Origin of the sequence: Streptomyces sp. NPDC085937 (genome assembly GCF_044540535.1) — a bacterium.
Lineage (GTDB): Bacteria > Actinomycetota > Actinomycetes > Streptomycetales > Streptomycetaceae > Streptomyces.
In genome coordinates, this window is sequence record NZ_JBITSH010000001.1 from 512,364 (window position 1) to 535,671 (window position 23,308).

Annotated in this window: 21 protein-coding genes and 4 pseudogenes; 15 read left to right on the forward strand and 10 right to left on the reverse strand. The window is 73.1% G+C overall.

From position 1 onward, the window contains the following. Positions 1-5 precede the first annotated feature (5 nt). Complete coding sequence (locus ACIF8S_RS02065) at positions 6-701, forward strand: helix-turn-helix domain-containing protein (protein ID WP_399996804.1); 696 nt, start codon at positions 6-8, stop codon at positions 699-701. A gap of 361 nt (positions 702-1,062) precedes the next feature. Here ACIF8S_RS02065 and ACIF8S_RS02070 read toward each other — a convergent pair whose 3' ends face one another. Then, a complete protein-coding gene (locus ACIF8S_RS02070) occupies positions 1,063-1,464 on the reverse strand; it encodes a VOC family protein (RefSeq protein WP_399996805.1) in 402 nt (133 codons plus the stop codon). Between the two features lie 201 nt (positions 1,465-1,665). Here ACIF8S_RS02070 and ACIF8S_RS02075 point away from each other — a divergent pair, with 201 nt between their 5' ends. Further along, the gene (locus ACIF8S_RS02075) at positions 1,666-2,433 is read left to right on the forward strand and encodes an SDR family oxidoreductase (RefSeq protein ID WP_399996806.1); all 768 of its coding nucleotides are present in this window, start codon (positions 1,666-1,668) and stop codon (positions 2,431-2,433) included. Positions 2,434-2,504: 71 nt separating this feature from the next. On the opposite strand, the gene ACIF8S_RS02080 is transcribed toward ACIF8S_RS02075, so the two are convergent. Continuing rightward, positions 2,505-3,413 (reverse strand): LysR family transcriptional regulator, encoded by a 909-nt coding sequence (locus tag ACIF8S_RS02080; RefSeq protein ID WP_399996807.1) that lies wholly within the window; start codon positions 3,411-3,413, stop codon positions 2,505-2,507. A 269-nt stretch (positions 3,414-3,682) separates the two neighbouring features. Here ACIF8S_RS02080 and ACIF8S_RS02085 point away from each other — a divergent pair, with 269 nt between their 5' ends. Beyond that, positions 3,683-4,348, forward strand: coding sequence for a ThuA domain-containing protein (locus ACIF8S_RS02085; RefSeq protein ID WP_399996808.1), 666 nt, complete (start codon positions 3,683-3,685; stop codon positions 4,346-4,348). Here ACIF8S_RS02085 and ACIF8S_RS02090 read toward each other — a convergent pair. After that, positions 4,338-4,487 (reverse strand): annotated as a pseudogene (locus ACIF8S_RS02090) (LacI family transcriptional regulator); the annotation flags it as partial. The gene ACIF8S_RS02085 and the pseudogene ACIF8S_RS02090 overlap by 11 nt on opposite strands. Before the next feature lie 276 nt (positions 4,488-4,763). Between ACIF8S_RS02090 and ACIF8S_RS02095 the strand changes: the two are divergent. Further along, a complete protein-coding gene (locus tag ACIF8S_RS02095; protein WP_399996810.1) occupies positions 4,764-6,314 on the forward strand; it encodes a carboxylesterase/lipase family protein in 1,551 nt (516 codons plus the stop codon). 16 nt (positions 6,315-6,330) lie between these two features. On the opposite strand, the gene ACIF8S_RS02100 is transcribed toward ACIF8S_RS02095, so the two are convergent. Further along, positions 6,331-7,725, reverse strand: a complete 1,395-nt coding sequence (locus ACIF8S_RS02100) for a PP2C family protein-serine/threonine phosphatase (protein ID WP_399996812.1) — start codon at positions 7,723-7,725, stop codon at positions 6,331-6,333. Between the two features lie 387 nt (positions 7,726-8,112). On the opposite strand from ACIF8S_RS02100, the gene ACIF8S_RS02105 reads away from it, so the two are divergent. The 3 genes from ACIF8S_RS02105 (at position 8,113) to ACIF8S_RS02115 (ending at position 9,927) form a co-directional block, all read left to right on the forward strand. Continuing rightward, positions 8,113-8,646, forward strand: a complete 534-nt coding sequence (locus tag ACIF8S_RS02105; RefSeq protein ID WP_399996813.1) for a 2'-5' RNA ligase family protein — start codon at positions 8,113-8,115, stop codon at positions 8,644-8,646. 295 nt (positions 8,647-8,941) lie between these two features. Next, a complete protein-coding gene (gene arr, locus ACIF8S_RS02110; protein ID WP_399996814.1) occupies positions 8,942-9,355 on the forward strand; it encodes an NAD(+)--rifampin ADP-ribosyltransferase in 414 nt (137 codons plus the stop codon). A 44-nt stretch (positions 9,356-9,399) separates the two neighbouring features. Then, positions 9,400-9,927, forward strand: coding sequence for a hypothetical protein (locus tag ACIF8S_RS02115; protein WP_399996816.1), 528 nt, complete (start codon positions 9,400-9,402; stop codon positions 9,925-9,927). A 59-nt stretch (positions 9,928-9,986) separates the two neighbouring features. On the opposite strand, the gene rho is transcribed toward ACIF8S_RS02115, so the two are convergent. The 3 genes and pseudogenes from rho to ACIF8S_RS02130 form a co-directional block, all read right to left on the reverse strand. After that, positions 9,987-11,171 carry a transcription termination factor Rho gene (rho, locus tag ACIF8S_RS02120; protein WP_399996817.1) on the reverse strand — a complete coding sequence of 395 codons (1,185 nt, stop codon included), beginning with the start codon at positions 11,169-11,171 and terminating at the stop codon, positions 9,987-9,989. A 389-nt stretch (positions 11,172-11,560) separates the two neighbouring features. Next, the gene (mmuM, locus tag ACIF8S_RS02125; RefSeq protein ID WP_399996818.1) at positions 11,561-12,475 is read right to left on the reverse strand and encodes a homocysteine S-methyltransferase; all 915 of its coding nucleotides are present in this window, start codon (positions 12,473-12,475) and stop codon (positions 11,561-11,563) included. Between the two features lie 280 nt (positions 12,476-12,755). After that, positions 12,756-13,295: pseudogene (locus ACIF8S_RS02130) on the reverse strand (DUF2252 family protein); the annotation flags it as partial. 182 nt (positions 13,296-13,477) lie between these two features. Here ACIF8S_RS02130 and ACIF8S_RS02135 point away from each other — a divergent pair. The 4 genes and pseudogenes from ACIF8S_RS02135 (at position 13,478) to ACIF8S_RS02150 (ending at position 16,285) form a co-directional block, all read left to right on the forward strand. Further along, positions 13,478-13,877 (forward strand): annotated as a pseudogene (locus ACIF8S_RS02135) (SHOCT domain-containing protein). Positions 13,878-13,955: 78 nt separating this feature from the next. Next, on the forward strand, positions 13,956-14,378 hold the full coding sequence (locus tag ACIF8S_RS02140) for a hypothetical protein (protein WP_399996819.1): 423 nt from the start codon (positions 13,956-13,958) through the stop codon (positions 14,376-14,378). 149 nt (positions 14,379-14,527) lie between these two features. After that, on the forward strand, positions 14,528-15,361 hold the full coding sequence (locus ACIF8S_RS02145; protein WP_399996820.1) for a class II glutamine amidotransferase: 834 nt from the start codon (positions 14,528-14,530) through the stop codon (positions 15,359-15,361). A 144-nt stretch (positions 15,362-15,505) separates the two neighbouring features. Beyond that, positions 15,506-16,285 (forward strand): isocitrate lyase/phosphoenolpyruvate mutase family protein, encoded by a 780-nt coding sequence (locus ACIF8S_RS02150; protein ID WP_399996821.1) that lies wholly within the window; start codon positions 15,506-15,508, stop codon positions 16,283-16,285. 11 nt (positions 16,286-16,296) lie between these two features. Here the strand turns inward: ACIF8S_RS02150 and ACIF8S_RS02155 are convergent, their stop codons facing one another. Then, positions 16,297-16,875: a TetR-like C-terminal domain-containing protein gene (locus ACIF8S_RS02155; RefSeq protein ID WP_349797810.1), complete on the reverse strand. Its 579-nt coding sequence runs from the start codon at positions 16,873-16,875 to the stop codon at positions 16,297-16,299. A 226-nt stretch (positions 16,876-17,101) separates the two neighbouring features. Between ACIF8S_RS02155 and ACIF8S_RS02160 the strand changes: the two are divergent. Further along, positions 17,102-17,448 (forward strand): annotated as a pseudogene (locus ACIF8S_RS02160) (histidinol-phosphatase); the annotation flags it as partial. A 69-nt stretch (positions 17,449-17,517) separates the two neighbouring features. Here ACIF8S_RS02160 and ACIF8S_RS02165 read toward each other — a convergent pair. Continuing rightward, positions 17,518-18,771: an FAD-binding protein gene (locus tag ACIF8S_RS02165; protein ID WP_399996822.1), complete on the reverse strand. Its 1,254-nt coding sequence runs from the start codon at positions 18,769-18,771 to the stop codon at positions 17,518-17,520. Positions 18,772-18,924: 153 nt separating this feature from the next. Between ACIF8S_RS02165 and ACIF8S_RS02170 the strand changes: the two genes are divergently transcribed. Both ACIF8S_RS02170 and ACIF8S_RS02175 read left to right on the forward strand, forming a co-directional pair. Then, a complete protein-coding gene (locus ACIF8S_RS02170; RefSeq protein ID WP_145826547.1) occupies positions 18,925-20,247 on the forward strand; it encodes a radical SAM protein in 1,323 nt (440 codons plus the stop codon). Positions 20,248-20,485: 238 nt separating this feature from the next. Next, entirely contained in the window at positions 20,486-21,997 is a 1,512-nt protein-coding gene (locus ACIF8S_RS02175; RefSeq protein ID WP_399996823.1) for a cellulose binding domain-containing protein, read from the forward strand. Positions 21,998-22,096: 99 nt separating this feature from the next. On the opposite strand, the gene ACIF8S_RS02180 is transcribed toward ACIF8S_RS02175, so the two are convergent. Then, entirely contained in the window at positions 22,097-22,540 is a 444-nt protein-coding gene (locus ACIF8S_RS02180; protein ID WP_399996824.1) for an Rrf2 family transcriptional regulator, read from the reverse strand. 161 nt (positions 22,541-22,701) lie between these two features. Between ACIF8S_RS02180 and ACIF8S_RS02185 the strand changes: the two genes are divergently transcribed. Further along, positions 22,702-23,172 (forward strand): ester cyclase, encoded by a 471-nt coding sequence (locus ACIF8S_RS02185; RefSeq protein ID WP_399996825.1) that lies wholly within the window; start codon positions 22,702-22,704, stop codon positions 23,170-23,172. Positions 23,173-23,308: the final 136 nt, after the last annotated feature.

Consider the following 23,308-nt stretch of genomic DNA (forward strand, 5'->3'; position numbering starts at 1 on the left):
ACGGCATGTACAGGGAGCGGGCGTCCCGGCTGCCGGGAGCGGTCGTGTGGACCAGCACCCCGTCCGGTGACCGGGGTTCCGGGCTGGTGCTGCCCGACGGCTGCATGGACCTGCTGTGGCACGACGGACGTCTGCTGGTCGCCGGCCCCGACACCCGCGCGCACCTCGTCGGCGAGCCGAGCGCCTGGGCGGGCGTCCGCTTCCACCCCGGGACCGCGCCCGCCCTGCTGGGCGTGCCCGCCCACGAACTGCGCGACAGCCGGGTGGACCTGGCCGACCTGTGGCCGACGGCGGAGGTACGGCGCGCGACGGCCCGTGTGCACGCGGCGGACCGTCCGGCACGGGGCCTGGAGGAGGTCGCCCTGCGTCTGGCCGCGGAGGCCGCGCCGCCCGACCCCGCACTGGCCCGCCTCGTCACCGCGCTCGCCGCGGGCCGCCCGGTCACCGCAACGGCCGACGAACTCGGCCTCGGACCACGTCAGTTGCACCGCAGGTCGCTGAGGGCTTTTGGCTACGGCCCGAAGACCCTGGCCCGCATCCTCCGCCTGCGCCGCGCGCTGGCCCTGGCCCGGGCGGGCGTCCCCTTCGCGGAGACGGCGGCCCGCGCGGGCTACGCCGACCAGCCCCATCTGTCCCGCGAGGTACGAACCCTGACGGGGCTACCACTACGCGAGCTGGTCCCTGCCACCCCTCACTCCTGACGGCTCCCGGTGGCCCTGGCCCGGCCCCTGAATCCTGATAATGAGCCGGCCACGAGGGACGGCCACTCCGCAGCCCGGCTGATGCCGAGCCGTCAAACCCAACGGATGGCGTGAGAGCCAGTCGGTGTGCCGATCGCGCATCCGATCCCGTTCCCCGGGCGTGGCGGGGAAGGCGTCGGCGCCGCCGTCGTAGGGATGGTGGATGCCGCTGCCACAGCTCGGTCAGGACTGCCTGGACGCCTCCCACTACGTGCCGCACTCGTCCTCTCGCGCGAAGCTCCTGCCGGGCGACCATGATGACCGGCACCCGTCCGCCATGAGAAACGCATTCTCAGGCATGCAGACGCAGTGAGCTGGGGTACTAGCCGCCCGTCCCCAGCGGCGCGAACAGGTCCACGCCGTTGGCGTCCGGGTCGAGGACGACCGCGTATCGCTGTCCCCACTCCGCGTCCCACGGCTTCAACTCGGCCTGGGCGCCGGACTCCACCATCTCGGCGAACAGCGCGTCGACCTCGGCAGGGCTGTCGCACCGTACGGCCAGGGAGGTCCGGCCCCCGCCCGACGGTGCCCGCCACCGCGGGTGGAAGGACCGGACCATCTCCTCGCTGTCCAGCAGCAGCCGCATGCCGCCCGGCAGCTCCGCTTCCACGTGTCCCTGCGTCTCGGCCCCGTCGGGGAACGCCAGCCCGAGGCGCCGGTAGAAGGCGACGGAGGCGGCCATGTCCGAGACGACCATCCCGATGGCATCGAATCGTGCACTCATGCCGCCCACCGTAGGGAGGCCGGCACCGGGTGTCTTGAACGAATCGGACACGGGCGCCCTCGGCGCCATAGGCGATGCCTATGTCCTTCGCTCACATTTCGTCTTTGCTTCGTGATTCGAAGCGAACGTACGGTTTTCTCATCGCGAATCCCGGTTTACATCGAGGAAATCGCATGGATGATTCAGTGAAAGGGCCGTGCAATGTCCACAGCGCAGAACGAGAAGTCCGCCACCGGGGAACTCACCGGTAAGCGGGCCCTGGTCACCGGCGGTACCCGGGGGATCGGAGCGGCCGTCGTACGGCAGCTCCTCGACGCCGGCGCCGAGGTGCTGACCACCGCCCGGTCCGCGTCGGGGACCGTCCCCGAGGGAGCCCGGTTCGCGGCGGCCGACGTGCGGACCCGGGCGGGTGCGGAGGCGCTCGCCGAGGCCGTGGCGGACGGCCTGGGCGGTGTGGACATCGTCGTCCACAACGCGGGCGGCGCCGGCCCGCACCCCAGCGCCCTGGCCATCCCGGACGAGGAGTGGCAGGACGCCCTGGACCTCAACTACCTCTCGGCGGTCCGGCTGGACGCCCTGCTCGCACCGGGGATGCGCGACCGGCGGGCAGGCGCGATCGTCCACGTGTCGTCGGCCGTCGTACCCGTACCGGGGCCGCTGTTCCTGCACTACACGGCGGCCAAGGCGGCCCTGGAGAACTACAGTCGGGGACTGGCCACGGAACTGGCCCCCGCCGGGGTCCGGGTCAACACCGTGACACCGGGCCGGACGGCCACCCCCGGCGGCGAGGAGACGCGCCGGCAATGGGCGGCCCTGAGCGACACCACCGGCGCCACGTCGACCCCGCCTCTCGGCCGCGAGGGACTGCCCGACGACATCGCCCACGCGGTCCTGTACCTCGTCTCCGACCGTGCGAGCTGGGTGACCGGCACCAATCTCGTCGTGGACGGCGGCGAATTCCCCCGGTGAATTCCGTGAAGTCCGTGGATTTCGCGGATTCGTGAAGCCCGTGAATTCGGTGCAAGGCGGCGGAGGGCGGGTCAGGAAACCCGGGAGAGGGTGAAGGGATTCGATGCGGAGGCGGGCCAGTTCTCGTCGCGGAGCAGACCGAGGAGGGTGGTCTCTGCGGGGCCGCCGTCCTGCCGGACCACGGCGATGACCGGCCGGGAGAGGGCCGGGGACACCGGACGGGCGAGGTGCTCGTGCTCGGGCGGCACCGCCGACGCCGGGAGGAGTGTCACGCCCAGCCCCTGCGCCGCCCAGCGCACCGCCGTCGCCGCCTGGGACACCCGGGCGGCGGTGGCCGGCGCCAGGCCGTTGTCCCGTAGCACCTCCAGCAGGACGGCGTCGAGGGTGCTGTCCCGGTCGAACCGCACCCACGGCTCGCCCTCCAGGTCACGCAACTCCACCCGCTCGGAGCCGAGTTGCGGGTGCCCCTCGCCCAGCACCACGACGAGCTCCTCGTCGCCGAGGTGGTGGGCGTCGGAGGGGGTCCGGGTGCACGCCGCCATCAGCGCGAAGTCCAGCGCGCCGCGCCGGCACAACCGGTCCAGCTCCGCCGCGCTGGGCTCCTCGAACACGGTGATCTCCAGCCGGGGGAAGCGGCGTCGCAGTTCGCCCAGCGCCCGGGGCAGCTGCCGGGTGCCGAAGCCCATCTGCACGGCGACCACCAGCTCGCCCACCAGGTCCTCGGCACCGGCCCGGGCCGTGGCCCGCGCCCGCCGGGACGCGCTCACGGCGACCTCGGCCTCCCGCAGGAACGCCCGGCCGACCGTGGTGGGCACCAGCCCGGTCGGCGTGCGGGCGAACAGCTTCACGCCGAGCTCCCGTTCCAGGCCGCGGATCTGCTGGGACACCGACGGCTGGGCGACGTGCAGCCGTTCGGCGGCGGCGGTCACCGAGCCCTCCTCGGCGACGGCCAGGGCGTACTCGTACTGGCGCAGGCTCATCGGCTCCGTCGTCCCCTTCCCGCTCCCGCGGCGGACCGCCGCTGCCGTCATCGTAGGTGCAGGTGCCCCGGCACGCGGCGGGGACGGGCTCCGGGCCCCCGCCTGCCAAAGCCGCCCCCGCGACCGTGCCCGCAGCGACCATGGCCGCGGCAACCACCCTCGCCTCGGCCACCCCCGGCGACGCGCCCGTCTCGGCCGCCCCCGCGACCGTGCCCGTCTCGGCCGCCCCCCTGACGGCGCCCGGCGCACGCGCGCGTAGGCTCCCGCGCATGTCCGACCCCGCGCTGCTCGTCTACACCCGCACCACCGACTACCGGCACGACTCCATCCCGGCCGGTGTCGCCGCCCTGCGCGCCCTCGGCGGCTTCGACGTCCACGCCCACGAGGACCCGGCGGCGCTCGAGGAGCCCCTCGACCGTTACGCGGCGGTCGTGTTCCTCTCCACCAGCGGTGACGTACTCACCCCGGCCGGCCGCGTCCGGCTCGAGGCGTACGTCGAGGCCGGCGGAGGGTTCGTCGGCGTCCACGCGGCGGCCTGCACCGAGTACGACTGGCCGTACTACGGCGAACTCCTGGGCGCCCGCTTCGACCGCCACCCCCCGCTCCAGCCCGGCCGCGCGGTCGTCGAGGACCATGACCACCCGGCCACCCGGCACCTGCCGGCCGTCTGGGAGCTCACCGACGAGTGGTACGACTTCCGCACCAATCCGCGTCCCGCCGTACGCGTCCTGCTCTCCGCGGACGAGTCCTCGTACGACGGCGGCACCATGGGCGCCGACCACCCCCTGGCCTGGTGCCGTGAGCAGGGCGCGGGCCGGGTCTTCTACACCTCGCTCGGCCACACCTCCGAGATCTACGACGACCCGGACTTCCGCGCCCACCTGCGCGGCGGGATCACCTGGGCCGCGGGCCGCCGACCCGCGGCGCCCTCCTGACCGGCGGCCGGCGTCCCGGCCGACGCCCTTCCCGGCCGTTGACCGCCTTCGAGGCGGTCGGTACGGACACTCCCGCCTCGCCGGCCACCACCGCCAGGGTCGGTCCGGCCGCCGTGCGCGCGTGCCCCGTTCGGCCCATCGGGCCCACCCACCTCCCCGCCGGACCGAACATGCTCCCTGCTGTAGGTCCGAAGGCCCGGGGCGGGGAAGAACCACCCCACGTGACGCGGGGTCCGCCCTCGTCCGCGGGCAGGAATACCGCTGGGCGATGTGGTGCTCTTGTGTTACCGGTGGGTTAACGGTGGGTTCGGTCCGCTGCCGCACGTTCGGCGCCGGGGCGGTCGGGCCCTGGGTCCTGCCGGGTGGCACGGTGCGCGTGCGCGGGAGCACGCGCGGGCGAAGGGCTGGTGGGCACATGACGGCAGACCGCGACAACCCGGTGACCACAACGGCGTACGGCGCCGTGCGCGGCCGGTGGGAGCAGGGCGTCGCCGTGTTCCGCGGCATCCCGTACGCGGCGCCCCCCTTCGGGCCGCGCCGCTTCCGCCCGCCCGTCCCGCCGGAGCCGTGGGACGGGGTGCGCGACGCCGGCGCCTTCGGCCCGACGGCTCCCAAACCCGCGTACTCCCCGGCCTTCGCCGCGTACCTGTCCGACCCCGACATCGCGGGCGACGACTGCCTCAACCTGAACGTCTGGACCCCCGACCCGTCGCCGGACGCCCGGCTCCCGGTCCTGGTCTGGCTGCACGGCGGCGCCCTGACCAGAGGCTCCTCCGCCGTCCCGGTCTACGACGGCAGCACCTTCGCCCGCGACGGCGTGGTCTTCGTGTCCCTCAACTACCGTCTCGGTGTGGAGGGGTACGGCCTCTTCCCGGACGCCCCCGCCAATGCCGGCCTGCGCGACCAGCTCGCCGCGCTCCAGTGGGTGCACGAGTCGATAGCCGCCTTCGGCGGGGACCCCGGCCGGGTCACCCTGGCCGGCCAGTCCGCCGGGGCCATCAGCGCCGGCGCGCTCGTCGCCGCCCCGCAGGCCCAGGGGCTGGTGCGGCAGGCCGTCCTGCAGAGCGGACCGCCGGAGTCCACGGACCGGGACAAGGTGCGGCGCATGGTCCGCCGGATGGCCGGCCGCCTCAAGGTGCCCGCCACCGCCGAGGCCTTCGCCGGCGTCGACCGTGAGCAGCTGCTGCGCGCGCAGGCCGACGTCGGCCGCCTGGGCGGCCCGGTGCTCGGCGGGCCCGCCTTCGGCATCGTCGTCGACGGCGACCTGGTGCCGCGCGACCCCCTGGAGGCCCTCACCGACGGCGCGGCCCCCGGCGTCACCCTGCTGACCGGCTGGACCCGCGACGAGTACCGCCTGTGGCTCGTCCCCGGCGGCCTGGCGGAACGCGTCGACCGCCTCGGCGCCGTCGCCCTGGCCGGCGCGATGGCCCGCTGCCGCTGCGGCAGCGAGGTCCCACGCGGTTACCGCGCCCTGCACCCGGGCGCCGGCACCGCCGAGACCGTCGGCCAGATGGTCACCGACCACCTGCTCCGCAACCCCCTGCACCGTCTGTCCGACGGCCGCACGGAACCGTCGTACGTCTTCGAGTTCGCCTGGCCGTCCAACCGGCCCGGAATGGGAGCCTGCCACGCACTGGAGCTGGGCTTCGTCTTCGACAGCGGAGACAGCCCCGACGCCCGCAAGCTCGCGGGCGAGGGGGCCCCGCAGGACCTGGCCGACGCCATGCACGGGGCGTGGGTACGGTTCGTCACCGACGGCACCCCGGGCTGGGAGCGGTGGGGACCGGACCACCCGGTGCGGGTGTTCGGCGACGGCGCGCCGCGTACCGTCCACGGCCCCCGTGACCGTGAGCTGGCCCTGTGGACCACGCCCGCCACCGAGCGGTCCGCGCACACGCCGCAGTCCCCCGAGCTCCGTTCGGTCGTCCGCCGCCTCCGCCGCAGCGGCGCCCTGCGGCGGACCTGAGGACGCCTCGGAGGATTCAGCGCTCCGTGTCGTCCGGGGCGGCCGGTTGCGGGCAGCGGGTGCTGGCGGGGATGCGCAGGGCGAGCAGTGCCATGTCGTCCTGGCCGTCGCTCGGATGATGGTCGGCCAGGACCTGCACGAACTCGTTCAGCGGCCGTTCGGCGTGGGTGGCGGCGAGGTCGGCCAGCGCCGTCAGGCCCTCGTCGATGGAGCGCGCGTGATGTTCGACGAGCCCGTCCGTGAAGAACAGCAGGATGGAGCCCGCGGGCAGCGGATGCGTGTGGTCCGGCCGCTCCATGCCCGTGCTCACGCCGAGCGGAAGCCCCGGCTCGGCCTCCAGGTACTCGGTCTCCAGGTCCGGTCCGACCAGCAGCGGCGGGAAGTGTCCGGCGGTGCTCCAGCGCAGCACCCAGCCGGTCTCCTGCGGTTCGATACGGGCCAGGCAGACGGTGGTGACCGGGATGTCGGTGGTGGTCAGCAACGTGCGGTCCAACTGGCCGAGGACCTGGCTGGGAGGGTTGCGGAGGTCGTAGAGCAGGGCACGGAGCATGCTGTTGATCCGTGCCATGGCGGCGGCCGCGTACAGGTCGTGACCACCGACGTCACCGATCATGACCCCGACCGCGTCGTCCGGCAGTACGACGGCGTCGTACCAGTCCCCGCCGAGCTGGTTGGGCCGGTTGGCGGGCCGGTACACGGTGGCGGCCTCGAACGGCCTCAGGTCGGGCAGCGCGGGCAGCAGCAGACGCTGGAACCGTTCGGCGCTGTCCCGGACCTGCCCGAACAGGCGGGCGTTCTCGATGGCGATGCCGGCGGCGCCGGCGAGGGCCACGACGATGTCCTCGTCCTCCGGGTCGAAGGGGCGGCCGTCGCTCCGCTCGGAGAGGTAGAGGTCGCCGTAGATCTCGCCGCGGACGCTGATGGCCACCCCCAGCAGGGTCCGCATCGGCGGATGGCCGGGCGGGAAGCCCGCCGAGGAGGGGTGGGACGGGATGCTCTCGACGCGCAGCGGCTCCGGGTTGTGGATCAGCAGGCCGAGCACGCCCCGGCCGTGCGGGAAGGGAATCCCGGAGAGGGCGGCGCGCTCGTCCTCGTTGAGCCCCGCCGTGATGAACTCCTTCAGGTACTCACCGGACTCGTGCAGCACCCCCAGGGCGCCGTAGCGGGCGCCGACCAGGTCCATCGCGGTGGTGACGATCCGCCGCAGCACCGCGGAGAGGTCCAGCTCCCCGCTGATCGACAGGACGGCGTCCAGCAGCCCCTGGAGGCGGTCCTTGGCGTCGGCGAGCGCCCGCAGCTGGGTGCCGATCCGTTCCAGCTCGGCGTCCAGGTGCGGTCGGAGGTCCGGGACCTGGGGCGGCTGCGAGCCCGCCTGACCGTCCTGGGGCCCGGGCTCCCGCTGCTCGCTCAACGGGCACACTCCGGTGCCCCGGAGGCCGTCGCTCGCCGGGCACGGCGGCTCCGGCCGTCCAGCCATCCACGCGAGGGGTACACCCGGCCTCCCGACACGACCGTGATCGAACAAAACCACAGCATGACACGGACAAACAGGGCATCTCTCGCTTTGGTAGGCCATCGGCATGCCGTCCGGACGGGGGTGCCGACGGCGGGTGCCAATCCGGGGGCGTCAGCCTGTGGGGCGCGATGCGAAGGCCGGCGGTGCCGCCCGGACGCCTACGGCCTCGCGGCCCATCGCGTCGTTGAGGGCCGCCGCGCGCCCTCCGCCGCAGCGCAGCCGCGTGGGCCCCGGGCGCCTGCCGGGCAGGAAGGGGCAGGAAGGCCCACGTAGGCTGCTGCGGTGCGCACGGTGGAACTGTTGTTGGACGAGGCGGCGGACGCGGCGGTACGGGAGGCCTGGCGGCGGCTCGCGGACGCCGGGCTGCCGAGTCAGGCGCGCCACCGTTCACCGACCAACAGCCCGCACCTCACCCTGGCGTCCTGCCCGGAGCTGACGGCACCGATCCGCTGGGAACTGGCCGAGGTGGCCGCCGCGCTGCCGCTGCCGGTGCGGTTCGACGGGGTGATCCGCTTCGAGCGGCCCACCTCGGTGCTGGCCTGGTCGCTGGAGCTCGAGCCCACACTGGCCGACCTGCACCGCAGGGTGTGGGAGGCGGTGGTCTCGGACAGCCCGCCCGAGACCCTCAGCCCTTTCCACGCGCCGGGCCGCTGGAGCCCGCACATCACCCTCGGCCGCACCCGCCGCCCCGGCGCCTTCGCGGGCCGCCGGGTCCCCGAACTCCTCCCGCCCCCACCCCTGCGGGCCCACCTCACCACCCTCCGAAGCTTCGACACCGAGACCGGCACCCTGGAAACCCTGACCACCCGCACCTGACGGTGCCTGCCGGCAGATGTCGGTCACCTGCCTGAACTGCGCGCCAACTGCGTCGGCACGCCCACTTCCCAGAGCTCGGCGAATCGCTGGGCCCTCACCCTGACGTACTCCTCGACCGATCGTCCGATGCCCGTTTCTCAGTCGTTCCTCGACGGTCGTCCGCCAAGGATCTTCGGGATCGCTGTCGGCGACGTCGGCCCAAGCGTCGTCCGCCGTGTCGGGGTCGACGAAGAGGCTGTCGAGGTAGGCGTCGAAGGTGTCAGCGGCCTGTCCCCGCCTTGCTAGCCTGTGCCGGATGGACGAGGTGCTGGACGTGGGGCCGTTCTACCACGGTACGAAGGCCGAGCTGCGGGTCGGTGATCTCCTCACCGCCGGTTTCCGCTCCAACTACCGGCCCGAGGTCGTGATGAACCACATCTACTTCACCGCGTTGCGCGACGGTGCGGGCCTCGCCGCCGAGATCGCCGCCGGCGGCGACGGGACCCCGCACGTGTATCTCGTCGAACCCACCGGGCAGTTCGAGAACGACCCCAACGTCACCGACAAGAAGTTCCCCGGCAATCCCACCCGCTCCTATCGCAGCAGGGAACCACTGCGGATCGTCGGCGAGGTCACGGACTGGACGCGACTGACCCCCGAGGCCCTCCAGATGTGGCGGGACCGACTGGCCGCCATGCGTTCGGACGACCGCGCCGAAATCATCAACTGACGTGTTGCCCGCTGTCGCCCGTCGCCTGACTGGAGGTCACCCGCGTGGGAGTCGCACGCACGGCCGTCGGAGCCGCGTCGGCTCTCACGGTGTTCGCCCTGTCCAGCTGCTCCCTCGCCTGGCCGTGCGAGGACACGACCGCCGAACGCGGTGAGGCCGAGGCCAAGGTGGAGGTCGAGAACACGTCCGGGCGGCCGATGGGGATCACCGCCGAAGTCGTCGGCTGGCGTCTCGAACCTCACCCGCAGGTCCCCGACGAAGGCGACCACGTCCACTTCCGCCTCCGCTTCGACGGCGCCGAGAGCGTCAGCAGCGTCGCGGTGGACGTGTGCGCGGTCGACAAGGAGCGCGTGGCGGCGGGGTGTCGGACGGTCTACTCGCAAGAGGCTTTCGGGCCGAACGGTGACCGCACGGGCGACATCTGGCTCGACGTCGACCACCCCGAGCGCGTCGTCGGCGTGCTGGTGATCCCCAACGACCAGTCCTACGTCGGACAGACCTGCGAGGAGGACCTCAAGGACGGCGGCGGGGAGCATCCGCCGGCACCGGCCGCCGTCGGCGACCAGCTGTGAGCCCGTACGACCCCCGTGGGGTCGGCCGACCGTCGTAACGTCAGCCGACGTCCGTGTGGTCAGCCGGCCGGCAGGGTCGGGCGGACCTGGCGGAGGAAGGCCGCGTTGTCCGGTGTCTCGCGCATGCGGCCCAGCAGGGTCTCCAGGTCGGCCGAGCCGTCCCGGGACTGCAGTGCCCGCCGCAGACCCTGCGTGGCGGACAACTCCTGCGGGCTGAACAGCAGTTCCTCCCGACGCGTTCCCGACAGGGTGATGTCGACGGCCGGGAACAGCCGGCGTGACGCCGACTCACGGCTCAGCCGCAGTTCCATGTTGCCGGTGCCCTTGAGCTCCTCGAAGTAGAAGTCGTCGGCACGCGACCCGGTCTCCACCAGCGCGGAGGCGAGGATCGTCAGCGAACCGCCCTCCTCCGTCTGCCGGGCGGCGCCGAAGAACCGCTTCGGACCGAGCAGCGCACCGGCGTCCACGCCACCGCTGAGGGTACGGCTGCCAGGTCCCGCCGCGTTGTTGTACGCGCGGCACAGCCGCGTCAGCGAGTCCAGCAGCACGACGACGTCCTCGCCGGCCTCCGCCAGCCGTTTGGCCCGCTCCACGACCAGCTCGGCGAGCGCGATGTGCTGCTTGGCGGGGCGGTCGAACGTGGACGCGTACACCTCGCCGCGTACCGAGCGGCGCATGTCGGTGACCTCCTCGGGGCGTTCGTCGAGCAGCACCACCATCAGCCGGCACTCGGGGTGGTTGCCCGCGACGGCCGCCGCGAGCTGCTGGATGAGGACGGTCTTGCCGGTCTTGGGCGGCGCCACGAGCAGTCCGCGCTGCCCCTTGCCCACCGGGGCGAGCAGGTCGATGACGCGGCCCGCGAGCCCGGACGCCCGGTGTTCGAGGTGCAGTCGGCGGTGCGGGTGAAGGGGCGTCAGGTCACGGAAGTGCGGCCGTCCGGCGAGCGATCGGGGCGTACGGCCGTCGACCCGCGCCACCTCGCTGAGTGAGCGCCGGTCGCCGAGGACGCCCTCCACGAGGTCGCCCTTGCGCAGGCCGTGCCGGCGGACCAGGGCGGCGGAGACGACGGGGTCGGTCGAGGCGGCCGTGAGACCGGCGCCGCGCAGGTGTCCCTTGCCGGTGGCGTCGACGTCCAGGACGCCGGTGACGGTGACGGGCTGCGACTGCTGACGCGCGGAGGTCCGAGGGGCGGGGGCCTGAGGCGCGGAGGCCTGAGGGGCGGGGCGGTCGAGAGCGGTGGTCATGTGGTCGGTCCTTTCGGGGACGGCAACACGAAGAGGAGAGGGCGGGAGCCGCGATCTTCGGGGAGGGCGTGCGCGCGCCTCCCTGCGGCGGGAACCCGCACCGCGGTCGCATCGCGGGACGCACCCGACGCGTGCGGGGAAGCCGTACGTGGGCGGTGCGAGGGCCGACGTGACGGCGAAAAGGAGAGGAGCCGAGCGAAGAAGGTCTCAGCGATGAAGATCGGCCCGGCGCCGGAAGGCGGCGCTGCATGGCACTCATGGCACCGTACCACGGCGCGCCGAGCACGAGAGAGGCTCGCCGGCTCCGCGCGGATCCGGGCCGCCGTGCGAGCGTGCCGCCGTGCGGTGGTGCGGTGGTGCGGTTGTGGGGCCGTGCGGCCGGCAGCGCCTTACGACGCCCGGAGCGCGTCCGCGATCGACGTGATCGTCTCCGGTCCCACCCGGCAGCACCCGCCGATCAGCCGTGCCCCCGACTCCCGCCAGCCCGTCACGCGGGAGGACGCGAAGGTGGGCTCGCCGGTCCACGCCCGGGCACGGGCGTCCCACTGCTCGCCACTGTTGGGGTACACCACGACCGGCTTCCCCGTCACGCGGGCGGCCACGGCGACCGCGTGGTCCGCGTCCTCGGGGGTGCAGCAGTTGACACCGACCGCGATCACCTCGTCGGCCCGCGCGGCCAGTGCGAACGCGTCCTCCAGCGGCTGACCCGCCCGCGTCCGGCCGCTCGCAGCCGAGTACGACAGCCAGACCGGCACACCCAGCCCGCGCACCGCGCGCAGCAGCGCCTCGGCCTCGTCGGTGTCGGGGATCGTCTCCAGCGCGAGGACGTCCGGGGCGGCGGACGCCAGGATCTCAGCCCTGGGGCGGTGGAAGCGTTCCAGCTCCGCGACCGTCAGCCCGTAGCGGCCCCGGTACTCGGAGCCGTCCGCCAGCATCGCCCCGTACGGGCCGACGGAGGCCGCCACCCACAGCGGGCGGCGTGGGCCCCGGGCGCGTGAGGCCGCCGTACGGGCGCACTCCACGCTCAGCGCCAGCAGCTCCGAAGCCCGCTCACGGCCGGTCCCGCGGCGCGCGAAGCCCTCGAACGTCGCCTGGTAGCTGGCCGTGATCGCCACGTCCGCGCCCGCCTCGTAGTACGCGAGGTGCGCCGCCGTGACCGCCTCCGGGTCCTCCGCGAGGAGCCGCGCCGACCACAGCTCGTCGGAGAGGTCGTGGCCGGCCGCCGCGAGCTGGTTGGACATGCCGCCGTCCAGGACGACCGTGCCGTCCGCCAGGGCCGAGGCGAGGGATGCCGTGGTGCTCATACGCCGACGCTAGCCGAGGCACGGGCCACGGCGCGCCGTGCGGCCCCGCTGCTGGGATGCTGAGAGGGAGCGCGGCCCGACGAGGGCGGTGAGTGCTGTGACGACCGCACATCAGGGTGACGGCCCCCCGGCCGTGGAGTACATCGACGGCTCCCATCACGAGGACGACCCGAACGAACCCCATGACCCGCACGATTCGCACGACCCCCACGGTGACCCCTTCCTGCGGACCCGGTTCGCCGTCCCCGCCCGCCCCGTGACGTTCCTGCGCAGGGCGCGGCGTGCGCATCCCGGCGAACTCCCGCATGCGACGCCGGTACGCCGCGACACAGGCGCGCACCGCGCCGCTCTGCTCGGCGACCGTGAAGCCGTTGGCCCGCCCGGAGATGGCGAAGCTGGCCGCGAGCCGCTTGACGTCCCATTCGAACGGACCCGTGTGGGTCTCGTCGAAGTCGTTGATGTCGAAGACCAGGTGCCGTTCGGGGGAGGCCAGCAGCCGGAAGTTGAGCAGGTGGGCGTCGCCGCACAGCTGCACGGTCAGCCCCGTGTCCGGGCATTGCCCGAGGTCCGCCGCCATGATCGCGGCGGCGCCCCGGTAGAACCGGAAGGGCGATTCGAGTATCCGGCCGTAGCGCACCGGCACCAGCTCGGGGAGCCGGGTCGCGGACTGCCGCTCCAGTACGTCCACGGGGTCCGGCCGGCCGGGGGCCGGGGCGAACGCGGCGTGGGCGGAGCGGGGCACGCGGCCGTGCGCCCGCCTGCCGTGGGAGGCCCGCTCGGCCGGGGGGACGGAGGCGCTGAACGCGTTCGGTAGGGCCATCGCTGTCTCCCGCCTGCGAGCACGGACCACGGCTCCTCGCCGTCCATCCCACCGCGCCCGCGCCCGGGGCGCATCACCCGCCCCGGGTGAGGCGGCCGGGCCGCTCCGCGGCACCCGCTGACCTCGGCACGCGATCGCGGGCCCAGGGACGGGCACGACCGGCCCGCGGCCCGGACGAGGAGGTGACCGGCATGACGTATCTCGCGTACGACTACCCGCTGCTCGGCGCGCTGCTGACCATGGTGGTGTTCTTCCTGTGGATCATGTGGTTCATCCTGCTCTTCCGGGTCGTCGTCGACATCGTCCGCGACGACTCCCTTCGTGCTGCCCTTCCTGGGTGTCTTCGTCTACGTGATCGCGCGCGGCAGGAACATGGGGCGCCGGGAGATGGCGCAGGCACGCGCGCAGCAGGAGGCTCTCGACAGCTACATCCGCGAGACGGTGAAGGGGGCCGGGGGAGGGACCGGCAGCGTGGACGAACTGGCCCGGCTCTCCGAGATCAAGGCGCGCGGGGACATCTCGGACGACGAGTTCCGCAGGGCCGAGGGACTGGTCCTGAGCGGCCACGGGCCGCGCTCGTGACCGGGAGGCCCCTGCCGTCGGCACCGAGGGGGAAGCGTCCGCGGCGACGCGGACAGGGCAAGGAACCGAGGCACCGCAATGACAGCGACACATCCGACACACGGCGGGCACGCGCCGTCGGCGAAGCGGGAGTGGGCGGGCGGCCTGACCGTCTTCGCCGCCGTCACCCTGATGCTCGTGGGGGTGCTGGACATCTTCCGAGGCATCATGGGCATCGCCGAGGACGACGTCTTCGTGACGACGCAGAACTACGTCTTCAAGTTCGACCTGACGGCCTGGGGCTGGACCCACCTCGTGCTCGGCGCGATCGCGGTGCTCGTCGGCCTCGGACTGGGCCCGGGAGCGCTGTGGGCCCGCATCTCGGGTGTGGTGATCGCCGGGCTCGTCGTCATCGCCAACTTCCTGTCCCTGCCGTACTACCCCGTCTGGTCCGTCGTGATGATCGCCTTCTCCGGCTTCGTCATCTGGGCGCTGTGCGTGTCCCCCCGCTCCCGTACCTGACGCCGGACGGCGCGTCGCGTGGGACGCGTCCCGCGCGGCGGACCGGGTACCCGGTGGGAGCGTTTCGCCGGGCCGGCCGCCGCGGGTGAACAGGCCCGTGCCGGCCGGACGGCACGCACGGTTCGGACCCGACCGGGAAGGCGCCGCACATGTGCCGATGGCTCGCCTATTCGGGCACACCCATCCTGCTCGAAAACCTCCTCTACCGACCGGTCCACTCCCTGATCGACCAGAGTCTGCACGCCAGGATGGGCGTCGAGACCACCAACGGCGACGGCTTCGGAGTGGGCTGGTACACACCGGACAAGGACACTCCCGCAGTGGTCAGGGACATCGGGCCGGCCTGGAGCGACCGCAACCTGCGGGAGATCGCCGGACACGTCTCCTCACCGCTGTTCTTCGCCCACATCCGCGCCTCGACCGGTACGGCGGTGCAGCAGACCAACTGCCACCCCTTCCGCCACGGCCGCTGGATGTGGATGCACAACGGGGCGATCGACGGCTTCCCCCTGCTGCGGCGTGACCTCGCCCTGGCCGTCCGCCCGGACCTGTTCCCCTCCGTCGAGGGGTCCACGGACTCCGAGATGATGTTCTACCTGGCCCTCACCTTCGGCCTGGAGGACGATCCGAAGGGCGCCGTCGCCCGCATGGCCGGCCTGGTGGAACGCACCGGCCACGCGCACGGCGTGACGTACCCCCTGCAGATGACGGTCGCGGTGACCGACGGGGTGCGGCTGTGGGCGTTCCGCTACTCCAGCCAGAAGCAGTCGCGCTCGCTGTTCTACAGCACCAGGGTCGAGACGCTGAAGGCCCTCCACCCGGACGTGGAGTTCCTGCGCGACATCGCCGACGACGCCCGCCTCATCGTCTCCGAACCCCTCGGTGACCTGCAGGGGGCGTGGAACGAGGTCCCGGAGGGCTCGTACGGCGTGGTGCAGCCGGAAGGCGACGACGACGAGATGCACGTGTTCGCCCCCGTGTGAGGGGGGTGACGGTCCGCGATCGAGGGAACCCGGATGGTGAGCACCTGGGGCGCTCCGACCGGAACCGGAGCGCCCCAGGTGCCCGCTTTCCGGGACCGTGACGGTTCGGCGAGGGCCGAAGCGTCCCGCACCTAGCGTGGACGCATGACCGACGACAACCCCGTCCGCCCCGCGGGCGCCTTCGCCGCGCTGCACCACGCCGACCGCCCCCTGCTGCTGCCCAACGCCTGGGACCACGCCTCCGCGCTCCTCCTGCACGCCCACGGCTTCCCCGCCGTCGGCACCACGAGCCTGGGCGTCGCCGCTGCGGCCGGGCTGCCGGACGGGATCCGGGCCACCCGCGAGGAGACCCTGCGGCTCGCCGGCACCCTGGGCGCGCTGCCCTGCCCGATCTCCGTCGACGCGGAGGACGGCTTCAGCGACGACCCCGGCGAAGTGGGCGCCTTCGCGGCGGAGTTGCGGGCGCGCGGCGCGGTCGGGATCAACCTCGAGGACGGGCTCGGGCCCGTCGACCGGCACGTGGCGAAGATCGAAGCCGTACGGGCCGCCGCGCCCGGTCTCTTCGTCAACGCCCGGACGGACGCGTACTGGCTCGGTGACGGAGAGGGCACCCTCGACCGGGTCCTGGCCTACCGGGACGCGGGTGCGGACGGTGTGTTCGTGCCCGGTCTCACCGACCCCGACGTCATCGCCGGTCTGGTGCGCGCCCTGGACGGCTGCCCGCTCAACGTCCTGTACGCGCCCGGCGGTCCGCCCCTCGCCCGCCTCGCCGACCTCGGCGTACGGCGCGTCAGCCTCGGTTCGCTGCTGTACCGGCGGGCTCTCGGCGCGGCGCTGGACGCGGTGGTCGCGGTGCGGGAAGGGCGTGAGGCGGGGGAGGGCACGGTGCCGACGTACCAGAAGGTGCAGGAACTGGTCGGCTGAAGCACCCGAGGTCAAGGCGCGGATCTGCGGGGCCAGTTCAGCAACGTCAGGTGCAGGGCGTCGATCATCCGGTCCCACGACGCCGCCAGGTCGCGCGGAGCGCCGAACGCGCCGGAGGACTCCAGCGCACAGTAGCCGTGGAAGGAGCTGCGCAACAGGCGTACGGCGTCGGTGAGGTCGGGCTCCTCCAGGCCGTAGGCGCGCAGCAGGCCGTAGGTCACCTCGGCGGTGCGGCGCAGGGCGGGGGAGTCCGTCACGGTGGCCTCGTCCAGACGGATCTGGGTGGCGGCGTACCGTCCGGGGTGGGTCAGGGCGTAGTCCCGGTAGGCGCCGGCGAACGCGGCCAGCGCCTCCTTGCCGGTGCGGCCGTCCACGGCCGCCGCGATGGCGTCGATCATCTCGCCGCCCGCCAGCAGCGCCATCCGGGTGCGCAGGTCCCGCAGCCCACGGACGTGCGTGTACAGGCTCGCGTCCTTCACGTTGAACCGACGGGCCAGCGCGGACAGGGTGACGTTCTCGTAGCCGGCCTCGTCGGCGAGGTCGGCGGCGGCCGCGACGAGGCGGTCGGCGGTGAGTCCGGCGCGGGGGATGCGGTCCTCCGGGGATCGGGCGGGCGGGTTTCGGACAGGTGAATGTAGCCGACGCGGGCGGGTTGCGGGTCACCTGCCGGTGGGTAGTGGTTGCTCGCGCGGTCCCCGCGCCCTCCCGAGGGGCGCGGGGACCCACGCGACCGGCCCCCGACGGCCCGCAGCCGTCGTGTCGGTGCCATGCGCGGGTCACTCCATGGGCGACCGTGGTTCACACGCCGCCCGGGCGCTGACCGCCGACGTGCCGCTGGCCGGCGACGCCAACTGGGCCGGTTTCACGCCCGAACGGGACCGCGTCGACGTCATCCGGGGCGACGTCACCGGCCCGGTCACCGACCAGGACGCGTTCACCGCGCCGACGGCGGCCGTCGTCCGGTCGTACGACATCGGGAATCCGCGGGCGGCGTGCGGCTCACCTACGACCTCGGCCCGGTCGACCGCCCGCTGTACGTCCGGCTGCGCGGCACCGACGGCAACCGGTCCGCCGTCGGCGTCATGGGCGCCAAGGCCGACCCGGCGGGCCCCGCCCCGGACGTCATGGGCGACGCCGATCCGTGGCTCGACCTGTGGTTCTGATCCAACCCGGTGTGGGTGCTGCCGTCGTGACGGCGTTCCCCGGCCTACCGCGCCCCCGCGCGCGCCCGGTCAGCCGCCCAGCACCCCGCGCACGAACGCGTTCCCGAACACGCCCTCCGGGTCCAGCTCACGCACCAGGGCACGGAAGTCGTCACGGCGCGGGTAGCGGGCGTGCAGGTCGGCCGGCGGGGTGGCGAACACCTTGCCCCAGTGAGGGCGCGGCGAGAACGGTGCGAGCGCCTCCTCGACCCGCCGCACCACCGGCAGGACCGTCGCCGTGTCCTCGATCCAGGTGAAGTGCAGGGCCACCGTGTCCCGGTCGTAGGACGGGCTCATCCACTGGTCGTCGGCGGCGACCGTGCGCACCTCGCAGGTCTGCAGCACCGGCGCGACCGTCTCCCGGACGCCGTCCAGGGCACGCAGCGCGTCCACGGCGGTCTCCCGGGGCAGCAGATACTCCGACTGGAGCTCCGCGCCGCTGCTGGGGGTGAACTCCGCCCGGAAGTGCGGCAGCCGGTCGTGCCAGGGGCCCGGCGCCCCGAACTGCTCGGTGCAGTTCACACCGGGCATCCCCGGCACCGGGTGCATCTTCTCCGTCGCGGGCGCCGCCCACGGGAAGTCCGTCCGCGGCCGGTCGGCGCGGTGCTTCACCCACACCTGCCGGAAGCCGGGCTCCCGCCAGTCGGTGAACAGGCTCACGCTGTACGCGGCCGACATCACCGCGTCGAACGTGCCCGCGTCCAGCACCTCGAGCGGCAGCTCGGTGAACACCCGCTGCTCCACCTCGTACGCCGGCTCCAGGTCCAGGATGAGCGTGGTGACGACGCCGAGCGCGCCCAGCGAGGTGACCGCGCCGCCGAACCGCTCGTCGCCGCGCTCCAGGGTCACCGTCGAGCCGTCCGCCGTGACCAGCTCGACCGCCCGCACGGACGACGCGAGCGGGCCGTTGCCGACGCCCGAGCCGTGGGTGCCGGTGGCGACCGACCCGGCGACGGAGATGTGCGGCAGGGACGCCATGTTCGCCAGCGCCAGTCCGTGCCGGTGCACCTCCCGGGCCAGCTCCGCGTACCGGACCCCGCCGCCGACCCGCACCGTGCGCGCCTCGGCGTCCACCTCGATCACCGGGGGCAGCGCGGCGAGGGACAGCAGGACGCCGTCCGCGCCCGGCTCGGCGATGTCGTTGAAGGAGTGCCCGCTGCCCAGCACCCGCACCCGGGAGGAGTCCGCGACCAGGGCACGCAGCGCCTCGACGGTGCGCGGCCTGTGCAGCTCCTTGGCGGTGTACGTGATGTTGCCCGCCCAGTTGGTCACGCTCTCGGTCATACCTCGTCCTTCCCGGTCCGGCCCCGGAAGGGGCCCCCGCCGGAACCTATCCCGGGTGTGGCACGCTCCATGTGGGGGGACCCGGCGCCCCGGACGTCCGGGCGGGGGCATACCGTGAGGAGTCGTACGTCGGCACCGGGAGGAGAACACGCGATGGGCAGCCGTACCGCGCTGGTCGAGGATCTGATGGAGCGGTTCCCGCACGTTCCGCGCGAGGCCGTTTTCAAGGAGGACCTGCTGCGCGGCGGTGTGGCCTTCGACCCCTCCGCGCTCAGCGACAACGAGAGCGGCGAGGTCAAACCGAAGTCGTACTTCATCTTCTCCTTCGACCACGGCACCCTGCCGGAGCTGGGCGAGGCCGCGCTGCGCCGCCCGCCGGAGGAGATCATCCTCACCGGCGGCCCCTACGACCTGCGCCGCACGGTCGTGTCCGTCCGGGTGAACCCGACGTCCCCCTACCGGGTCGCCGCCGACGAGCACGGCATGCTCGGCCTGTACCTGGACGGCAAGCGGATCTCCGACGTCGGCGTGCCGCCGATGCCGGAGTACTACCGGCACAAGCTGTCCAACGGGAAGTCGGTGATGGAGGTCGCCCCCACCATCCAGTGGGGCTACCTGATCTACCTGACGGTCTTCCGGGTGTGCCAGTACTTCGGCGCCAAGGAGGAGTGCCAGTACTGCGACATCAATCACAACTGGCGCCAGCACAAGGCGGCCGGCCGGCCCTACACCGGTGTGAAGGACGTCGAGGAGGTCCTGGAGGCCCTGGAGATCATCGACCGGTACGACACGGCGAAGGCGTCCACCGCCTACACGCTGACCGGCGGCGCGATCACCAAGACCGTCTCCGGCCGTGACGAGGCCGACTTCTACGGCCACTACGCCAAGGCCATCGAGGAGCGCTTCCCCGGCCGCTGGATCGGCAAGGTCGTCGCCCAGGCGCTGCCCAAGGACGACGTGCAGCGCTTCAAGGACTACGGCGTGCAGATCTATCACCCCAACTACGAGGTGTGGGACGAGTACCTGTTCAAGATGTACTGCCCCGGCAAGGAGCGGTACGTCGGCCGGGACGAGTGGCACCGGCGCATCCTCGACTCCGCCGAGATCTTCGGCGCGCGCAACGTGATCCCCAACTTCGTGGCCGGTGTGGAGATGGCCGAGCCGTTCGGCTTCAAGACGGTCGACGAGGCCATCGCGTCCACCACCGAGGGTCTGCGGTTCTTCATGTCGAAGGGCATCACCCCGCGCTTCACCACCTGGTGCCCGGAGCCGACCACCCCGCTCGGCAAGGCCAACCCGCAGGGCGCGCCGCTGGAGTACCACATCCGGCTGCTCCAGGCGTACCGCCAGACCATGGAGGACTTCGGTCTGGCCTCGCCCCCCGGGTACGGCCCGCCCGGACCCGGCCGCGCGGTGTTCTCCGTCAGCTCCTTCATGGACAGCCTCCCCGCGCAGGAGCCCGTCGAGGCGGTCTGACCAGGCGCGACGGGGCCGGCGGACAAGCCGGGCGGAACAGGAAAGGCCGGAATCGAGACGTTCCGGCCTTTCCTGCGTATGGTCCCTGCGAGGGGTCGCGGCGCCGCCACGGAAAGTGAAGACAGCGCTTGTCAGTTGTGTCGAGATCGTGCAAAGCTCTCGTCCACTGCCGCGAGGTTCCCTTCAACTCCACCCGCCGGTATGGCGAGTTGACCTCGCTCGTGGACGCAGGAGTCTCATGTCCGACCTGCCGAGCCCCCAGGACGCCACCGAGGCCGCCCTGTTCTCCGAATGCTGGGACGCGGTGCTCTCCTACGCCGACCTGTGCACGGCGGGATCCACCGCCGCCGCGGAACTGGCCCGCGAGGCATTCGCCCAGGGCATACGGGAGTTGCGGGCGGCCGAATCGGCAAGCGTACGGGGCACCGGCCGCCGGTCCTCGCGACTGCCCAGGATCCCCCTGCTGCTGACGGCGGTGCGCACCACGGCGGCCGCCTGGGAGCGGGACGGACAGGGCCACAAGCTCGACCCCGACCTGCGGCTGTGGCTGCACTCCGACGAGGCCGCCCGCTACACCGGGCCGCCCCTCGAACGCCCCGTCGCCCTGCGCGGACTGCGTGACCTCCAGCAGGCGGACGCCGAACTGCTGTGGCTGGCCGAGGCGGAGGCGCTGCCGCTGCCCCTGGTGGCCCGCCGGCTGGGCCTCGACCCCGCCGCCACCGCCGACGAACTCGACCAGGTCGGCCGCCTGTTCCGGGACCGCTGCCACCGCAACCACATCGACTCGCCGATGGACGCCGAGTGCCGCAGCTACGCCCGGCTCCTCGACGCCGTCACCCGCTCGCCCGCCGCGGAGACCCCCGAGGACCTCTCCCGGCACCTCGCCACCTGCCGGCAGTGCGCCGAGGCCGCGGCCTGTCTGCGCCTGCACGGCGGCACCCTGCCCGGCGCGCTGGCCGGCGGAGTCATCGGCTGGGGCGGCCTCGCCTACCTGGAACGCCGTCGCCGCGCCGCCGAGGCCCGGCTGGGGGCCGGCCACCCGGACCGGGCCGGCCTGGACGGCGACGACCCCGCGGACGGCCGGCCCCGCGCCCGGGTCACCCGGCACGGGCCCATGGCCGCCGCCGTCCTGGTCTCGCTGCTCGCGCTCGCGGTCTCGCTGATGCCGTTCGGTGAGAGCGGCGAGCCCGCCACCGTCGTCCCCGACACCGACCGCGGCGGTCCCGCGGCCGCGCCCGCGCCGTCGCTGCCCCCGGTCGGTACAGCACCGTCCGGCGGCGCCACCCCGGGGTCGCCGGAGCCCTCCGCCGCGCGCCGGACGCCCAGCAGCGCCCCGCCGTCCCGCACGCCCGATCCGATCCCGGAGCCCGACCCGGAGCCCCAGGGCACCGCCTCGGCCACCGCCGAGCCGGGTGCCGGGGTGAGCGGCGGGCGGCCCGCCTGCCTGGTCGACTACGGCGTGGTCAACCAGTGGCCCGACGGCTTCCAGGCGGACGTCACCGTGACGACCCGGCACGCGCTGGACTCCTGGCGGGTCGGCTTCACGCTTCCCGACGGCCGGCGGATCACCCAGATGTGGGACGCCACGGCGCACCAGGACGGCACGCGGGTGACGGCTGCCGCGGCCGGTTACAACGCGAGGGTGGCGGCGGGCGGCCGGCTCGTCTTCGGCTTCATCGCCACCCGGCAGGGCACGGACGTGCAGGCATCCGACTTCACACTCAACGGCCGGACCTGCGAAGCGGCCTGACGCCGCGGACGGCCACGCCGAGGGCGGCACCCCGTCCGGTCGACGTGTCGGGGCTGCGCGTTGACGAACTACCCACGGGCGACCACGGGTTCGTGCTGATCAGAGAGGCCGGCGAGGTACGGCGAGTACGTCCCCGAGTACCTTCTCGAGTGTGACGCGGGCCAGTTCGTGTCTCAGGGTCTCCTCGATGTCCTGGTAGACGCCCTGCATGGCCGGCTGGATGCCGTGACCCACCACGCATCCCTGGTCCGGGGTGGTGCGGTGCATCGCGAACAGCGGGCCGGGTTCCACTGCCTCGTACACGTCGAGCAGGGTGATCGATTCCAGCTCGCGTGCCAGCGACCAGCCCGCTCCCGCGCCCCGCCGGGACTCCACGAGCCCGGCCCTGCGCAGCTCGCCGAGCAGCCGCCTGATCACCACCGGGTTGGTGTTCGCGCTGGCTGCGATCTTCTCGGAGGTGGCGACCCCGTGGCCCTGGCGCTGGTAGAGACCGATCCAGGCCAGCGCATGGGCGGCGATGGTCAGCCTGCTGTTGGCGCTCATGATCCCTCCTCCGGTCGCAACGCTCCATGTTACGACGGCACAGTCGTAACAGTGCACGTTGCGACAACTTGTCGTAATGATTACTGTTACGACAGTCGCGGCGGGCCAGTCAACGACAGGTGCGGACCGTGAGTGTGTTGCGAACTCGAAGGGGAACAGGGATGGAAAGTAACGAAAAGACCATTCGCGAGGCTTACCGGCTCGCGGAAGGGGACGTTCTCGACGGTGACGGTTTCCTGGCCTTGTTCGCCGAGGACGGGTCGTTCAACGACATGTCGACCTCGCAGAGTTTCCGCGGAGAGCAGATCCCCCAGGTGATCGCGGGCCTCGCCCGCTCGTTCCCCGATGTGCACCGTGAGCTGCTCGAGGTGCGTGCGTTCGGTGATGTCGTCGCCGTCGAGTTGCGCATCCAGGGCACGCATCTCGGAGGGTTTCCGACTCCGGTCGGCGAGATCCCGCCGACCGGGAACCGGATCGACGTGCCGGCGGCGGACCTCTGGTACTTCCGTGACGGAAAGGTCGAAAGGTTCAACTGCTACAACTTGATGAGCGTGTGGCTCGACCAGATCGGAATCCACCCCGACTTCAGGTCCGCCGTCGAAGCCGCCGGGGCAGCAGCCACGACGGCGTAACGCTGCCGGTCGGCGCCGAGTATGCGACGGGAGATCTCCTCCTTCGGGCCGCATACCCGGCGCCCCCCGCGGGCAGCCGTGCCGCCTGGGGCGGCACGGGTGGGCGCGGCGGCACCCCGTCGGCGCCGGGCTGCGC

What these genes read in the sequence shown, in the direction of transcription:
- ACIF8S_RS02080 (WP_399996807.1), bottom strand. Translation starts at nt 3,413, where the DNA reads ATGAGCCTGCGCCAGTACGAGTACGCCCTGGCCGTCGCCGAGGAGGGC.
- ACIF8S_RS02170 (WP_145826547.1), top strand. Translation starts at nt 18,925, where the DNA reads ATGGGCAGCCGTACCGCGCTGGTCGAGGATCTGATGGAGCGGTTCCCG.
- ACIF8S_RS02075 (WP_399996806.1), top strand. Translation starts at nt 1,666, where the DNA reads ATGTCCACAGCGCAGAACGAGAAGTCCGCCACCGGGGAACTCACCGGT.
- ACIF8S_RS02070 (WP_399996805.1), bottom strand. Translation starts at nt 1,464, where the DNA reads ATGAGTGCACGATTCGATGCCATCGGGATGGTCGTCTCGGACATGGCC.
- ACIF8S_RS02175 (WP_399996823.1), top strand. Translation starts at nt 20,486, where the DNA reads ATGTCCGACCTGCCGAGCCCCCAGGACGCCACCGAGGCCGCCCTGTTC.
- ACIF8S_RS02145 (WP_399996820.1), top strand. Translation starts at nt 14,528, where the DNA reads ATGTGCCGATGGCTCGCCTATTCGGGCACACCCATCCTGCTCGAAAAC.
- ACIF8S_RS02150 (WP_399996821.1), top strand. Translation starts at nt 15,506, where the DNA reads ATGACCGACGACAACCCCGTCCGCCCCGCGGGCGCCTTCGCCGCGCTG.
- mmuM (WP_399996818.1), bottom strand. Translation starts at nt 12,475, where the DNA reads ATGAGCACCACGGCATCCCTCGCCTCGGCCCTGGCGGACGGCACGGTC.
- rho (WP_399996817.1), bottom strand. Translation starts at nt 11,171, where the DNA reads ATGACCACCGCTCTCGACCGCCCCGCCCCTCAGGCCTCCGCGCCTCAG.
- ACIF8S_RS02180 (WP_399996824.1), bottom strand. Translation starts at nt 22,540, where the DNA reads ATGAGCGCCAACAGCAGGCTGACCATCGCCGCCCATGCGCTGGCCTGG.
- ACIF8S_RS02065 (WP_399996804.1), top strand. Translation starts at nt 6, where the DNA reads ATGTACAGGGAGCGGGCGTCCCGGCTGCCGGGAGCGGTCGTGTGGACC.
- ACIF8S_RS02095 (WP_399996810.1), top strand. Translation starts at nt 4,764, where the DNA reads ATGACGGCAGACCGCGACAACCCGGTGACCACAACGGCGTACGGCGCC.
- ACIF8S_RS02085 (WP_399996808.1), top strand. Translation starts at nt 3,683, where the DNA reads ATGTCCGACCCCGCGCTGCTCGTCTACACCCGCACCACCGACTACCGG.
- ACIF8S_RS02185 (WP_399996825.1), top strand. Translation starts at nt 22,702, where the DNA reads ATGGAAAGTAACGAAAAGACCATTCGCGAGGCTTACCGGCTCGCGGAA.
- ACIF8S_RS02140 (WP_399996819.1), top strand. Translation starts at nt 13,956, where the DNA reads ATGACAGCGACACATCCGACACACGGCGGGCACGCGCCGTCGGCGAAG.
- ACIF8S_RS02165 (WP_399996822.1), bottom strand. Translation starts at nt 18,771, where the DNA reads ATGACCGAGAGCGTGACCAACTGGGCGGGCAACATCACGTACACCGCC.
- arr (WP_399996814.1), top strand. Translation starts at nt 8,942, where the DNA reads ATGGACGAGGTGCTGGACGTGGGGCCGTTCTACCACGGTACGAAGGCC.